Below are 13523 nucleotides of genomic sequence, written 5' to 3'. Positions count from 1 at the left end.
ATGACCGACTACATCCGCGACGGGGCAGAGATCTACCGTCAGTCCTTCGCCACGATCCGCGCCGAGGCTGACCTGACCCGGTTCCCCGCGGACGTCTCGCAGACGGTGGTGCGGATGATCCACGCCTGCGGCCAGGTCGACCTCGTCGACGACGTCGCCTTCTCCCCCGGTGTGGTCTCCGCCGCGCGTGCCGCGTTGCGCGCCGGCGCCCCGATCCTCTGCGACGCGACGATGGTGGCCTCCGGAGTCACCCGAAAGCGCTTGCCCGCCAACAACGAAGTGCTCTGCCTGCTGGCGGACCCGCGGGTCCCGGTGATCGCGGAGCAGCTGGGCAACACCCGCTCCGCCGCGGCGCTGGAGCTGTGGGGCCCGAAGCTCGAGGGCGCGGTGGTCGCGATCGGCAACGCACCGACCGCGCTGTTCCACCTCCTCGACATGATCGACCAGGGCGCGCCCCGTCCGGCGGCGATCATCGGCTGCCCGGTCGGCTTCATCGGCGCGGCCGAGTCCAAGGAGGACCTGATCGCGCGCAGCGGCGAGACCGAGTACCTCGTGGTCCGCGGCCGCCGCGGTGGCAGCGCGATCACCGCCGCCGCCCTCAACGCCATCGCCACCGAGGTCGAGTGATGGCCGACGCATCGACCCAGGTTGCCGCCGGCAAGCTCTGGGGCATCGGGCTCGGCCCGGGCGACCCCGAACTGGTGACGGTCAAGGCCGCGCGGATCATCTCCGAGGCCGACGTCATCGCCTTCCACAGCGCCCGGCACGGCCGCAGCATCTCGCGGGCCGTCGCGGCGCCGTACCTGCGCGAGGGTCAGGTCGAGGAGCACCTGGTCTACCCGGTGACCACCGAGACCGTCGACCATCCCGGCGGCTACCAGGGCGCCATCGACGAGTTCTACGAGTCCGCCGCGCAGCGACTGGCCGAGCACCTCGAGGCCGGCCGGTCGGTGGCCCTGCTCGCCGCCGGCGACCCGCTGTTCTACAGCTCCTACATGCACATGCACAAGCGGCTGTGCGACCGCTTCGACGCCGAGGTCATCCCCGGCGTCACCTCCGTCAGCGCGGCCTCCGCGGCTCTCGGAGTCCCGCTGGTCGAGCGGGACGAGGTGTTCACCGTGCTGCCCGGCACCCTCCCGGTCGAGGAACTGACCCGGCGCCTGCGCGAGACAGACTCGGCGGCGATCCTCAAGCTGGGCCGGACGTTCCCCTCGGTGCGTCAGGCGCTGAAGGACTCCGGCCGGCTCGCCGAGGCCAGCTACGTCGAACGGGCCAGCACGGACAGGCAGCGCGTGCTCGCGGCCGCCGACGTGGACGAGTCCTCGGTGCCCTACTTCTCGATCGCCCTGGTACCCAGCCCGTCGAACAACCCCGCGGCAACGACCGCGGCCGGTCCGGGCGAGGTTGTCGTCGTGGGCCTCGGCCCCGGGGACGACGCCTGGACCACCCCGGAGGTGCGCCACGAACTGGCCCGCGCCACCGACATCGTCGGCTACACCACCTACGTCAACCGGGTGCCCGTGGTCGCCGGCCAGCTCCGGCACGCCAGCGACAACAAGGTCGAGTCCGAGCGCGCGGCGATGGCCCTGGACCTCGCCAAGCGCGGCGCCCGGGTGGTCGTGGTGTCCTCCGGCGACCCCGGCGTGTTCGCGATGGCCGCCGCGGTGGTCGAGATGGGCGCCGAGCCGCAGTGGTCCGACGTCCCGGTCCGGGTGCTGCCCGGCATGACCGCCGCGCACGCCGTCGCCAGCCGGGTCGGCGCGCCGCTGGGCCACGACTACGCGATGATCTCCCTCTCCGACCGGCTCAAGCCCTGGGACATCGTCGCCAAGCGGATCTCCGCGGTCGCGGCGGCGGACATGGCGATCGCCGTCTACAACCCGGCGTCGAAGTCCCGGACATGGCAGGTCGGCGCGATGCGGGACCTGCTGCTCGAGCACCGCTCCGCGCAGACACCGGTGATCATCGGCCGCGACGTCGCCGGACCGCAGGAGAGCGTGCGGATCGTCACCCTCGGCGAACTCGACCCCGCCGAGATCGACATGCGCTGCCTGCTGATCATCGGCTCGTCGCTGACCACGGTGGTGCAGAGCGCGACCGGCCCGCGGGTGTTCACGCCGCGGCGCTACCCGGGCTAGCGGCTCGACCGGTCGCCCCGCACACGGGCTTTCGCCACGTCACACCCCCGTTGGACGCCCAGTTCCGGTGTGACGCGGGCAAAAGGTCTGTGCGGGACCCGGCGCTGGGTCAGTGCTCGTCGTAGTGGTCGCCGTGCGGGGCATGACGGTGCCCGTCGTGGATGTAGTCCACGTGGTCGCCGTGCGGCACCGCGACGTGGCCGCATCCCTCGCCGTGGTGGTGCTCGTGTCCGCCGTGCACGGTGTGCCCCGCGCTCTCGCACTCGTCGACGTGGTCGCCGTGCACCCGGTGCAGGTGTCCGTCGTGGACGTAGTCGACGTGGTCGCCGTGCGGCACCGCCACGTGGCCGCACTCGGGTCCGTGGACGTGGTCGTGGTCCGTGTGCTGATGGTGCTCGGATGCAGTCACGAGGCTCTCCTCACTCGGGTGGGCGTCCCCCGTGCCTCACGCTACTCCCGACGCCCAGCGTGCGGCGGCCGCCGGATCGGAGGTCGACGCCACCCCCGGCGGCACCGGCGTGCGGGCCACCATCAGCACCGGAACGCCCAGTTCCCGGGCGGCGCCGAGTTTCGCGGAGGTGAGCGCGCCGCCGCTGTTCTTGGTCACCAGCACCTCGATGCGATGCTCACGCATCAACGCGATCTCCGACTCGAGGGTGAACGGTCCGCGGTCGAGCAGCAGCGTCGCCTCGACCGGCATCGCGACCTCCGGCGGGTCGATGGCGCGGACCAGGTACCGGCCCGGCGCGCCGGCGAACGCGTCGACGCCCTGACGCCCGATCGTGAGGAACACCCGCCGCCCCAGCGCCGGCACCTCGCGTGCGGCCTCGGCGAGGTCGCGGACCGGGTGCCACCGATCTCCCGCCCCGGCAACCCATTCCGGCCGGCGCAGCACCAGCAGCGCCGCCCCCGCCCGCGCGCACGCCCAGGCGGCGTTGGCGGTGATCCGGGTCGCGAACGGGTGGGTGGCGTCGACCACGGCGTCGATCCGGTTGCCCCGCATCCATTCCGCGAGGGCGTCCCGGCCGCCGAACCCGCCGACCCGGACCTCCCCGACGGGGAGCACCGGCTCACGCACCCGGCCCGCCAGCGACGAGACCACCGACACCGCCGGGTCGGCGTGCAGCAGCGCCGCGAGGTCGCGGGCCTCGCGGGTCCCGCCGAGCACCAGGACGCGGCGCATCAGTGCGTCGCGCGGGACCGGGTCGCCGAGTACAGGTAGCTGTCCGGGAAGCCCTCCGCGGCCAGCACCCGGCCGACGATCACCACCGCCGTCTTGGTGATGCCCGCCGCGTGGACCTGCTCGACCAGGGTGGCCAGCGTGCCCCGCAGCACGACCTCGTCGGGGCGGCTGGCAAAGGCGACCACCGCGGCCGGGCAGTCGGAGCCGTAGCTCTCGGACAGTTCCTCGGCGATCTGCTCGATCCGGTGCGCGCCCAGGTGGACCACCATCGTCGCCCCGCTGCGGCCGAGGGACCGCAGGTCCTCGCCGGGCGGCATCGCGGTCGACAGGGTGGAGACCCGGGTCAGCACGATCGACTGGGACACCCCGGGGACGGTGAGCTCGCGCTTCAGGGCTGCAGCCGCGGCCGCAAACGCGGGCACCCCGGGCACGATGTCGTACCCGACGCCGGCGGCATCGAGGCGGCGAACCTGTTCGGCCACAGCGGAGTAGATCGACGGGTCACCGGAGTGCAGGCGCGCGACGTCGAGCCCGGCACGGTCGGCCTCGACGAGCTTGTCGACGATCTGGTCCAGGCTCATCCGGGCGGTGTCGACGACCTCGGCGCCCTCGGGGCAGGTGTCGAGCAGTTCGGCGGGCACCAGGCTGCCGGCGTAGAGGCACACCGGGCTGGCGGCGATGATCCGCGCCGCCCGCAGGGTGATCAGGTCCGCGGCACCCGGCCCGGCTCCGATGAAGTGGATGGTCACTGGTTCGACTCCTCTGTCGTCTCTGTCACGGAGCTGGGCTTTGACACCGACCACTGGGCGACCGGAAGCTGGGGCCGCCAGGCGGTGAATCCGCCGAGCGGTTCGCCGCGGTAGACCTGGAACTTGCGGAGGTCGCCGCCGAGCCGCGAGTGCCACTGCAGCACCAGCGATTCCGACTCCGCGGTCACCGCGTTGACGACCATCCGCCCGCCCGGCCGCAGCCGCGCCCAGCAGGCGTCGAGCAGGCCGTCCTGGGTGACACCGCCGCCGACGAAGATCGCGTCCGGGCCGGCGGACTCCGCGTCGAAGGCCGCGGGCGCGCTGCACCGCACGGCCAGCGCCGGAACGCCCAGCGCCGACGCGTTGTCCTGGATCTGCTCGACCCGTGACGGCTCGCGCTCGAACGCGACCGCGCGACAACGGGGATGGCTGCGCATCCACTCTATGCCGATGGTGCCCGAGCCGCCGCCGACGTCCCAGAGCAGTTCACCGGGCGCGGGCGCGAGCGCGCTCAGCGTCAGCGCCCGCACCTCGTGCTTGGTCATCTGCCCGTCGCCCCGGTACGCGGCGTCCGGCAGGCCCGGGATCCGGGTCAGCCGAGTCGTGGCGCCCGAGCCCCGGACCTCGAGGGCGATCACGTTCAGTGGGTCGCCGGGCTCGGTCGGCCAGCGGTCCGCGGTCCCGTCGTGCACCCGTTCCGCCGGCCCGCCGAGCTGCTCGAGCAGCACCATCCGGCTGCCGCCGAAACCGCCCTCCCGCAGCAGGTCCGCGACCGCCGACGGGGTGTGCTGGTCGTTGCTGAGCACCAGTACCCGGGCGCCGGCGCGCAGTTCGGGTGTCAGGGTGGCGACCGGCCGGTTCACCAGGCTCACCGTCGGCACCTCGTGCAGCGGCCAGCCCAGCCGGGCACAGGCGAGCGAGACGGACGAGGGATGCGCGATCACCCGGATCCGTTCGGGACCGAGCACCCGGCACAACGTGACGCCGACTCCGTGGAACATCGGGTCGCCGCTCGCGAGTACGCACACCCGGCGCTCGCGGTGCTCGTCGAACAGGCCGGGCAGCGCGGGCACCATCGGCGACGGCCACGGCACCCGCCGCGCCGAGGACTCCGGGACCAGGCCGAGCTGCCGGGCCGAGCCCATCAGGACCTCGGCGTCGGTGACGGCCCGCTGCGCGCGGGGCGAGAGGCCGTCCCAGCCGTCGGCGCCGATGCCGACGACGGTGACCGGCAGGCTCATCGCGGCATCCGCCGCCAGATCACCTGCGGCAGCAGCCGCATCACGAAGATGGCGAGGCGCAGCATGCCGGGGACCCACACGCGCTCGCGGCCCCGGCGCAGCGCCTTGACCACCGCATCCGCGACCTGACCGGGGGTGCTCGACATCGGCGCCGGGGTCATGCCCTCGGTCATCTGGCCGATGACGAAGCCCGGACGCACCAGCAGCAGGCTCACGCCGCTGCCGTGCAGGGCGTCGCCGAGACCGCTGGCGAAGCCGTCGAGCCCGGCCTTGGCCGAGCCGTACACGTAGTTCGCGCGCCGCACCCGGGCGCCCGCGACCGAGGAGAACACCACGATTCGGCCCGAGCCCTGCGCACGCAGCAGCTGCGCGAGGTGCGTGAGCACGCCGACCTGCGCGACGAAGTCGGTGTGGATGACGTTCACCGCGTGCTGGGCGTCCGTCTCGGCGCGGGCCTGGTCGCCCAGGATGCCGAAGGCGAGGACCACCACGTCGATCGGGCCGAGTTCGACGATCTCCGACAGCACCCGGCCGTGGTCGGCGAGGTGGTCGGCGTCGAACTCGACGGTCTCGACCGAGGTCGCCCCCGCCTCGAGCACCGCGGCCCGCTCGCGCTCCAGATCGCCGCTGCGGCGGGCCGCCAGGATCACCGGCCTGCCGGGCGCAAGCCTCGCGGCGATCTCGAGCCCGATCTCGCTGCGGCCGCCGAGGATGACTACCGATCCGACACTCATGGCCTCAAGTGTCCTCGACTACGGTCGGCCCATGGCTCGCACCCCCTTCAACCCCGCCGACCTGTCCGACGAGGCACACGCCTTCCTGCGCGATCGGCACCTCGCCACCCTGACCACCCTGCGCCGCGACGGCACCCCCCACGTGGTCGCCGTCGGCTTCACCTGGGACGACGAGGGCCAGCTGGTGCGGGTGATCACCAACGGCGGCTCGCAGAAGGCGCTCAACGCCGAACGCGGCGGCTACGCGGCCGTCACCCAGATCGACGGCGCCCGGTGGCTGACCCTCGAGGGGCCGGCCAGGGTCAGCGACGATCCGGAGGAGGTCGCCGAGGCGGTGGCGCGCTACGCCGGCCGCTACCGCGAGCCCCGGGAGAACCCGACCCGGGTGGTCATCGAGATCAGTGTCCGACGGGCGCTCGGGCTGGCCACCCTGCTCGGCCGCTGACCTCGACTGGCGACTCTTACGGCGCTAGGGTGATCTGAGTCACAACGACGTTCGGCGGCCGACTCTCCGATCGGCGGACCGTGCAGGGCCGAGCGCCTCGCAATCGGACCTAGGAGCAGCCATGGGCGCTCGTCGCACCTCGATTCTCCGGATCACCGCCCTGACGGCTCCGCTCGCCGCCGCGGCCCTGTTCGCCGCCCCCGGTCAGGCCATGCCCCCGCACCCGTTCGGTCCCCCGGCCCTGACCATCGGCTGCCCCAACCAGGGCAGCCTGATGTCGCTGACCGGCGGGACCGGGCAGTCCGGGCCGGAACCGGGGATCAATCCGGGCGAGATCAGGTTTGCCTCGTTCCCGGCCGCCCCGCCGATCCCGGCCGCCGCCCAGGTGACGGTCGCCTGGATCAACACCGACACGGGTCAGACCGGCATCGCGAATCTCGAGGGCGCATACCCGTACCTGGCGAAGACCGTCTACACCGGCCGCGGCAACGTGATGGCGACGCTGTTCGGGTCGATCAACCTCGGTAGCCAGCCGCTGTGCCAGGCCAACCCGACGTTCGGCAACTTCATCGCGTGACGGGTACGGGATACGGGGGCTGCGCTCACCGCCGAATGAGGTGGCTTCGCGCCTGTGTGTAGATTCGGTCGACTTCGTCGAGACTGCACGGGGCGGTCCCCGGCTTCATGAGAGTTGCCGCGCCGGCGGCAATTCCGAATCGCACAGCACGAGAACTTCCGCACCGCCCCCAGCTCCGCCCAACGGAGTCCTGGCGACACCTGTCAGACGGCGGCGAGAAACAACAGACCGGCCGTGATTCCAACGAGCCCGGTCAGGCCGCCGAGGATCGCCTCCACGCTGACCGGCCGGTGTGCGGCGACGGCGCGTTTTCGGGCGACCGCCGCGGCGACGACCGCGCCCAACCCCAGGAGGACACCGACTCCGAAGCTCCAGAAGGCCACGAGCGAGAGTGCGCCGAGCATCAGCGCCGTGTCACCAATGTCCTTCGCCTGTGCCGACCCGGATGGCACCGCCCGGTCGGGGTGCTTGTCTGGTTCGTGGGCGGACATCGTGGTCTATTCGCCGTTGTGTGCCGGTTGCATCTTCCCGCCCGTTCCGGCCGGTTGTCAGATCGCATTCGTTGTCCGAGCGGCTTCTGCCTCTGAAGTGGTGCCCTCCTGCGGATTCCCTTCAGGAACGCTATCGACGATACGGCGATTGTCCGGTTCGTTGTAGTGCTCGAAGACCTCGACGGTGAACTCGGTGTCACCGACCGCCGATGTAGTCACCGGGTCAGGCGCCGGTCCGCCGGAGGCGGCGGACCCTCGACCGCCAGACCAGGACGATGCCCAGCAGGATGACCCCGACCACAACCGCCGTAGTACGGCCGACGGCATCTGCGACGGCGGCATACGAATTTCCCGCGACGAAGCCGAGCACAACGAAGCCGACGCCCCAGACGAGGCCGCCGAGTGCGTTGAAGGCCAGGAAGCGGCGGTAGGGCACGCGCGAAATGCCGGCCAGCAAGGGCACCGCGGCTCGCGTGAACGCAACAAAGCGGCCGAAGAACACCGCCGAGCCACCGCGGTGCCAGAAGATCTCGGGCGGTGTCGATACGGGCGCGACGCCGGGCGATGGCCGGCCCGTCCAACAGCCGCGGACCGAGATGCTTGCCGATCTCGTATCCGACGCTGTCACCGACGATCGCCGCCACGACGACGACCGCCGCCATGACCTCGAGGTCGACGTGGCCCCGGCTCGCGGCGACGCCACCGATCATCGCAGCGGTCTGACCCGGGAGCAGGAACCCGATGAACACCGCGTCCTCGCCGAAGACCAGGAGTCCGACACCGAGGTACACCCAGAAGGCCGGCACGTCGAGCAGACGCTCCACCAGATCATTCACGCGAGGTACCGATCCACGAAGAGGTGCGGTCCAGCGCGGGCGGGCTCGAACACCATTCGCGCTCGAACACCATTGACGAGGACCTCGATCGATCGAGCATGCGGGACCACTTCCTTGCCGGCGCCCTCGACTGCGACACCCTTCGACGAGACTGTCCGTTACGCGCAGGACGCGTGATCTCGGTGAACGGTTCGATGCCCGCGCTCGTCCCGACGAGCAGCGAGATGCTGCCGGTGGGCACGACCGACGTGACGGGCAGGATGGACCCCGGCAGCAGCGCGGTGATCAACCCGACCGTCACGACCAGCGACCGGTACAGATACCGCCGTTTCCCGCACACCCGGCCGATTGATATCGACCACTTCGACATCGGTCACCGTGTGCGGAATGTCCATGTGCGGATGTCACATTGCGGTGGGGTAGGTCTCGGGGCGTTCACCGTCGACCCAGTCACTGGTGTATTCCAGCGGTTCGAGTGCTCGGGTGCTGTCGACGTGTATGACGGCATCGAACTGGTCGGACACACGTGCATGGAAGTAGTGGCTCCGCCGCTCGGTCTCGGGGACGTAGATGACGCCGATCGCTCTCTCGAGCCGCGCAGTACGCAGGGTCCCGGCGACCGGGTCGTCGTCCCGGGTACCGACGAGGAAGGATTCCTTGCCGACCTCGTGGAAGAGTTCCTCGACGCTTCCGGGCAGGGCCGGACGAACGATCTTGCGTTCAGCGGTGCCGCCCCATTCGCTCGCGGCGGTGACCGATCCGTGGTGGGTGGTGAATCCGATGAGCCGGCAATGATCTCGATGCCGTTGACGGACCAGATGCCCGAGGGTGAGTTCACCGTGGGCACCGGCCTCGGTGGCGTCGGCGTCGCCCACATGGGAGTTGTGTGCCCACACCACGACACGTGAGGCCTCCCCGCTGTGTCGGTCGAGGTGACCGATCAGTGCGTCGAGGGTGTCGGCCATGTGGACGTCCCGAAGGTTCCAGGACGACACCCGTCCCCCGAATATCGACCGATAGTATTCTTCGGCGTTACGGACGCTCCACGCGTTGCGTTCGGCATAGAACTGTTCGTCTCTCGCGGTGACGCCGTCCGCGCGGACGTAGTCGGTGGCGTGGCGTTGCAGGTCCAGCAACTGCTCGACCACCTCTGTCTCGCAGGATTCTCCAGCCCCGAAGGCAGCGGTGTATCCGTATGCCTGCCCGTCGCCGGCGGATACGTGATCGAAACAGGCGTACCGCGCCCGCGCCCGGCCGGCGGCTTCCGGGTCCACCCGATCGAGATAGCCGACGACCTCGTGCATCGAACGGTGCAGGCTGTAGAGGTCGAGTCCGTAGAACCCGACCGGGTTACCGTCGTTCGCGGCGCGCTGGTCGTTGTGTTGCCGCAGCCACGAGACGACGTCGAGCATGACGGTGTTACGCCACATCCAGGCGGGAAATCGTTCGAACCCGCGCAGCGACCCCTCGGCCGACGTGTCAGAACCCTGGTGATGGATGTACCGGTTGACGCGGTAGGCGTCGGGCCAGTCCGCCTCTGCCGCAACCGCCGTGAAGCCCTTGTCCTCGATGAGCATTCGCGTGATCTCCCACCGCGCCGCGTAGAACTCCTGCGTGCCGTGAGTGCTCTCTCCGATCAACACGATGCGCGCGTCACCGACGAGATCGAGAAGTTCTGCCCGATCGGGAACCCCACCGGGGGCATCCCGGCAGGCGAGACGGACAACGTCTGCGGCAGAGGTGAACTGGCGCGCCCGGGCACGCGGTGCACCGTCACCGACAGTGGAGGTGCGCAACAGGTCCCGCACTTCGTCGTCCGTCACCTGCCTGAAGTCCCAGAAGGACGCGCCCACAGCCCGGAACGGCAGGGGCATGGTTGCGCAGACGACATCGTCGACCATTGCCTCGAGCTCACGGCAGGTCGATTCCGGTGCGGCCGGAACCGCAACGACGATCTCCGCCGGTTCCTGCGCTCGCAAGGCGTCGACAGCTGCGAACATGCTGGCCCCGGTGGCAAGACCGTCGTCCACCACGATCACAATCTTGCCGGCGACGTCGACGGGAGCCTTGCCGCCCCGGTAGACCGCTTCTCGACGTTCCAGTTCCCGTGCTTCGCGTTCGACGACGCCACGCAGTTGGTTCGAGGTGATACCGAGATCTCGCACGATGTCGTCGTTGAGGACCAGTGAGCCGCCGCTGGCGAGGGCGCCCATGGCGAACTCCTCGTGGCCGGGCACACCCAGCTTGCGCACGACGAACGTGTCGAGCGGGACGCCCAGTGCCGCCGCGACCTCCCATGCAACAGGAACACCGCCGCGGGCGAGGCCGAGCACGCGAACACGATCGTTGCCCCGATAGGCGGCCAGCAGTTCTCCGAGTGCCTGTCCTGCCTCCCTTCGGTCCTGGAAGACGCGACCTGGCATGTCCACCGGGATCTTCGTCATGCCACTCATGGGATCGACTCTTCTCACTGTCGGCGCAGATCAGCCACTGATCTGGATGATTTCGATGCTTCCGCGCCGATGCGCGTGCGTACAGGGCCAAAGGCCACCAGTTGCGCTGATTCTTCGGTCGTGACGGTCAGCGAGCCAACTGGACCGGCTGATGCGTGACGGTTTCGATGTCCTTGGCGGTCGCGGCAACCAACTGGCTCGCCAGGTCTGCAAGTGCGCGCGCGGTGGCAAGTTCGTCGCCGATCGTCGGCACCTCCGGGTCCGCCGGATCTCGCCTCGCGAACCCGACGCCCACAAGTTTGGAGGAACCGATCTTCAGGGAAGCCAATGACCGAGTCCGACGATCGTGTTCGTTGATCGCCACGTCGATCACCCAGTGCTTGTCGCTCATCGCGTACTCCTTCACCGATCGTGCATTTCAGCGTCGAGGAGACGTTGTGGGCGCGTGCCCGCCTCGACCTGCAGGCCAGCCTTCTCCTCGCCCGTGCACGGGGGCAGAGCACAAGGTCCTCTGTCGGCCGAGGCCAAATGCTCCCCAGGTCGCGCGCTTCGCACTTTTAGGGGAATTGGGCCCTTATGCGGCGGGCGTCGCTCGCGCATAGTGGGCCCACCACCACGATCACGGGAGTGGCCATGAACACGGCAGTCGGCTCTGGTTCAACGGGCGGTTCCGGGACGAAGCTCGTCGTCGGAATCGACGGCAGTCCCGGTGCCCTGCACGGCGCGGCCTGGGCGGTGGAGGCCGCTGCGCCCGACCACCTTCCGATCCTGCTGGTGTACGCGCTCGCGCCGCGCCCTGACACCCCGTCGCCGTCCCACCCCGCCGAGTTCACGAGGCAGCACCAGCTCGAAGCACGTGCGCGTCTTTCCGAGGCAGCGGAGATCGCGCGCGAGACCGTCAAAGGTCTCACGACCCGCCCCGGCGCCGGCGAGCTTCGCACGGAGGTACGCATCGGCGATGCCTACACCGTGCTGCGCGAGGCCGCTGCCGACGCTCGACTACTCGTACTCGGGTCCAAGCCACCGACTCTCGCCGATGCCTCCATGGTTACGACCGCGGCGTTGATCGCACACTGCCAATGTCCGGTCGTCGTTGTGAAGTCCGGGCCGCCCGCCGGCGCCCAGGTCCTTCTCCGTGCATCCTGCACCACCGCCTTCGTCGGTCCGTCGCGCCCGTGACAGCGACGCCCCGGAGCGTGTTGCCCGGGAAGTGACTGTCGACCCTGTCAAGAAGACCGCCGCGACCGGAGACGAACTGACCCTGGTCGCCGACAGCCCGCTATTGAGACATCGGTGTCGACGAGCCGGATGCGGTCAGGAGAGACGCCACCGCGCGCTCGATTGCCCGGGCCACGTCGCCGAGGTCGGCAGTGGTGTCGTAGTCACCGGTGAGTCCGAAGGTGAGGCGGTCGTGGTAGCTGAGGATCGCAATGCCGATACGCAGGCGCACCGCAATGGGCACGTAGGGGAAGACGTCGAGGATCCTCCGCCCCAACAGGTGTCGGACGTCGCGTGGTCCGGGAATGTTCGTGGCAACGGCGACGACGCTGCGCTGCGGGTAGCGAAGGGCAAGTCGAACAGCCCAGGCCATCGGCATGAACGGCCCGTACTGCGCCAAGGACGTGAACGCCCTACCTCCTTCCGCCTCGCCCTGGTTCTTGTGTGCGGCGAGCCGTTCGTGCACCGCGACCAGGCGTTCGATGTCGTCTTCGATGTCGACGGGAAGGAACGGCAGCATCAGCGAGACCTGGTTGTGTGTCGAGTCACGGTCGCGTCCGGAGCGCACCGACACCGGTACGAGGGTTCGCGCCGCGTGGGCGTCGGGCTGCTCGCCTCGTTGCAGAAGAAGGGTGCGTAGGCCGCTCGCGATTGCCGAGAGGGCGACGTCGTTGACCGTGACGTCGTAGGCGTCGCAGATCTTGCGGACATCCGCCATCCTGGCCCGGGCCCCGCAGTACCGACGCTGCCGGCCGATCGGTCCGCTCAGGGAGGTGGTGGACGAGGTGGTCACCATCTCCGCCAGCAGCCGTGCGAGTCCCCCGACAGCGCCGGCGGCCACGGCGGCGATTCGCCGTGGCGCGCTCACCACCGTGGACAGCAGGCGAAGCTGACGACGTGGAGACATCAGGGACTGAGCGGACTCCGCGAGTCGCGCGGCCCGCGTCGGCGCCGTCTCGGGCTCCGGGGTCACCCGCTCGTCCGGCTCGTCACACATGGCATCGAACAGCTTCGTCCCGGTGATGCCGTCTGCCAGACAGTGGTGCAGCTTGGCGAGGATCGCCCACCTGCCGTCGGCGAGGCCCTCGACAACCCAGCACTCCCAGAGCGGGTGGTCGCGGTCCAGCCGGTGTGCCATCACCCGTCCTACGAAGCCGAACAGTTCTTCGTCCCCTCCGGGCTCGGGGAGCGCGACGCGTCGCAGATGCCGGTCGAGGTCGAAGCTCGGGTCATCCGCCCACGAGGGTGCGTCTACATCCAAAGGGGCGGTGTGCAGTTTCTGCGTTGCGTGCGGAAGATCCAGCAGACGGACGGCTACAGCCTCGCGGAACTCGTTCTGGTCGGGAGCCGGGCCTTCGACGATCGAGAGTGCCCCGATGTTGAGGCTGGCGTGTCGATCGGAATCCTCCGTCTCGAGAAAGCCCGCGTCGAGGAAGCTGAGATTGTCGGATGCCATCT

At 70.0% G+C, this 13523-nt stretch carries 17 protein-coding genes; 6 read left to right on the top strand and 11 right to left on the bottom strand.

Features of this window, described 5'->3' with window-relative positions; translation table 11 throughout:
• Together AC1DU4_RS08450 and cobJ are read left to right on the top strand one after the other, a co-directional pair.
• Positions 1–627, top strand: coding sequence for a precorrin-8X methylmutase (locus AC1DU4_RS08450; RefSeq protein ID WP_477838851.1), 627 nt, complete (start codon positions 1–3; stop codon positions 625–627).
• Positions 627–2138, top strand: a complete 1512-nt coding sequence (gene cobJ / locus AC1DU4_RS08445; RefSeq protein ID WP_477838849.1) for a precorrin-3B C(17)-methyltransferase — start codon at positions 627–629, stop codon at positions 2136–2138. Before AC1DU4_RS08450 ends, cobJ begins: the two co-directional genes overlap by 1 nt.
• Positions 2139–2247: 109 nt before the next feature.
• Here the strand turns inward: cobJ and AC1DU4_RS08440 are convergent, their stop codons facing one another.
• Genes AC1DU4_RS08440 through AC1DU4_RS08420 form a run of 5 tightly spaced genes read right to left on the bottom strand, consistent with a single transcriptional unit; the run spans position 2248 to position 6045 of the window.
• A complete protein-coding gene (locus AC1DU4_RS08440; protein WP_477838848.1) occupies positions 2248–2547 on the bottom strand; it encodes a hypothetical protein in 300 nt (99 codons plus the stop codon).
• A 36-nt stretch (positions 2548–2583) separates the two neighbouring features.
• Positions 2584–3321, bottom strand: coding sequence for a cobalt-precorrin-6A reductase (locus AC1DU4_RS08435; RefSeq protein ID WP_477838846.1), 738 nt, complete (start codon positions 3319–3321; stop codon positions 2584–2586).
• Positions 3321–4070: a precorrin-4 C(11)-methyltransferase gene (gene cobM, locus AC1DU4_RS08430; RefSeq protein WP_477838844.1), complete on the bottom strand. Its 750-nt coding sequence runs from the start codon at positions 4068–4070 to the stop codon at positions 3321–3323. Before cobM ends, AC1DU4_RS08435 begins: the two co-directional genes overlap by 1 nt.
• Positions 4067–5311, bottom strand: coding sequence for a precorrin-6y C5,15-methyltransferase (decarboxylating) subunit CbiE (gene cbiE / locus AC1DU4_RS08425; RefSeq protein ID WP_477838842.1), 1245 nt, complete (start codon positions 5309–5311; stop codon positions 4067–4069). The genes cobM and cbiE overlap by 4 nt, the downstream gene beginning before the upstream one ends.
• Positions 5308–6045, bottom strand: coding sequence for an SDR family NAD(P)-dependent oxidoreductase (locus tag AC1DU4_RS08420; protein ID WP_477838840.1), 738 nt, complete (start codon positions 6043–6045; stop codon positions 5308–5310). The genes cbiE and AC1DU4_RS08420 overlap by 4 nt, the downstream gene beginning before the upstream one ends.
• Positions 6046–6076: 31 nt before the next feature.
• On the opposite strand from AC1DU4_RS08420, the gene AC1DU4_RS08415 reads away from it, so the two are divergent.
• A complete protein-coding gene (locus tag AC1DU4_RS08415; RefSeq protein ID WP_477838838.1) occupies positions 6077–6490 on the top strand; it encodes a pyridoxamine 5'-phosphate oxidase family protein in 414 nt (137 codons plus the stop codon).
• A gap of 121 nt (positions 6491–6611) precedes the next feature.
• The gene (locus AC1DU4_RS08410; protein WP_477838837.1) at positions 6612–7067 is read left to right on the top strand and encodes a hypothetical protein; all 456 of its coding nucleotides are present in this window, start codon (positions 6612–6614) and stop codon (positions 7065–7067) included.
• A gap of 203 nt (positions 7068–7270) precedes the next feature.
• Here AC1DU4_RS08410 and AC1DU4_RS08405 read toward each other — a convergent pair whose 3' ends face one another.
• The 3 genes from AC1DU4_RS08405 to AC1DU4_RS08395 are packed head-to-tail and all read right to left on the bottom strand — an operon-like array spanning position 7271 to position 7994.
• Positions 7271–7558, bottom strand: coding sequence for a hypothetical protein (locus AC1DU4_RS08405; protein WP_477838835.1), 288 nt, complete (start codon positions 7556–7558; stop codon positions 7271–7273).
• Positions 7559–7615: 57 nt separating this feature from the next.
• The gene (locus AC1DU4_RS08400) at positions 7616–7777 is read right to left on the bottom strand and encodes a hypothetical protein (RefSeq protein ID WP_477838833.1); all 162 of its coding nucleotides are present in this window, start codon (positions 7775–7777) and stop codon (positions 7616–7618) included.
• 4 nt (positions 7778–7781) lie between these two features.
• Positions 7782–7994, bottom strand: coding sequence for a hypothetical protein (locus AC1DU4_RS08395; protein WP_477838831.1), 213 nt, complete (start codon positions 7992–7994; stop codon positions 7782–7784).
• A 7-nt stretch (positions 7995–8001) separates the two neighbouring features.
• Between AC1DU4_RS08395 and AC1DU4_RS08390 the strand changes: the two genes are divergently transcribed.
• The gene (locus AC1DU4_RS08390; protein ID WP_477838829.1) at positions 8002–8571 is read left to right on the top strand and encodes a hypothetical protein; all 570 of its coding nucleotides are present in this window, start codon (positions 8002–8004) and stop codon (positions 8569–8571) included.
• A gap of 227 nt (positions 8572–8798) precedes the next feature.
• On the opposite strand, the gene AC1DU4_RS08385 is transcribed toward AC1DU4_RS08390, so the two are convergent.
• Positions 8799–10847: an erythromycin esterase family protein gene (locus tag AC1DU4_RS08385; RefSeq protein ID WP_477838827.1), complete on the bottom strand. Its 2049-nt coding sequence runs from the start codon at positions 10845–10847 to the stop codon at positions 8799–8801.
• 127 nt (positions 10848–10974) lie between these two features.
• A complete protein-coding gene (locus tag AC1DU4_RS08380; RefSeq protein ID WP_477838825.1) occupies positions 10975–11238 on the bottom strand; it encodes a DUF1876 domain-containing protein in 264 nt (87 codons plus the stop codon).
• 242 nt (positions 11239–11480) lie between these two features.
• Between AC1DU4_RS08380 and AC1DU4_RS08375 the strand changes: the two genes are divergently transcribed.
• Complete coding sequence (locus tag AC1DU4_RS08375) at positions 11481–12026, top strand: universal stress protein (protein WP_477838823.1); 546 nt, start codon at positions 11481–11483, stop codon at positions 12024–12026.
• 100 nt (positions 12027–12126) lie between these two features.
• Here AC1DU4_RS08375 and AC1DU4_RS08370 read toward each other — a convergent pair whose 3' ends face one another.
• Complete coding sequence (locus AC1DU4_RS08370) at positions 12127–13521, bottom strand: WS/DGAT/MGAT family O-acyltransferase (protein WP_477838821.1); 1395 nt, start codon at positions 13519–13521, stop codon at positions 12127–12129.
• Positions 13522–13523 lie beyond the last annotated feature (2 nt).

Source organism: Rhodococcus sp. P4_F5, from assembly GCF_056401315.1.
Note: the sequence above shows the minus strand (reverse complement) of the source record. Positions and strands in the feature narration are given on the sequence as shown.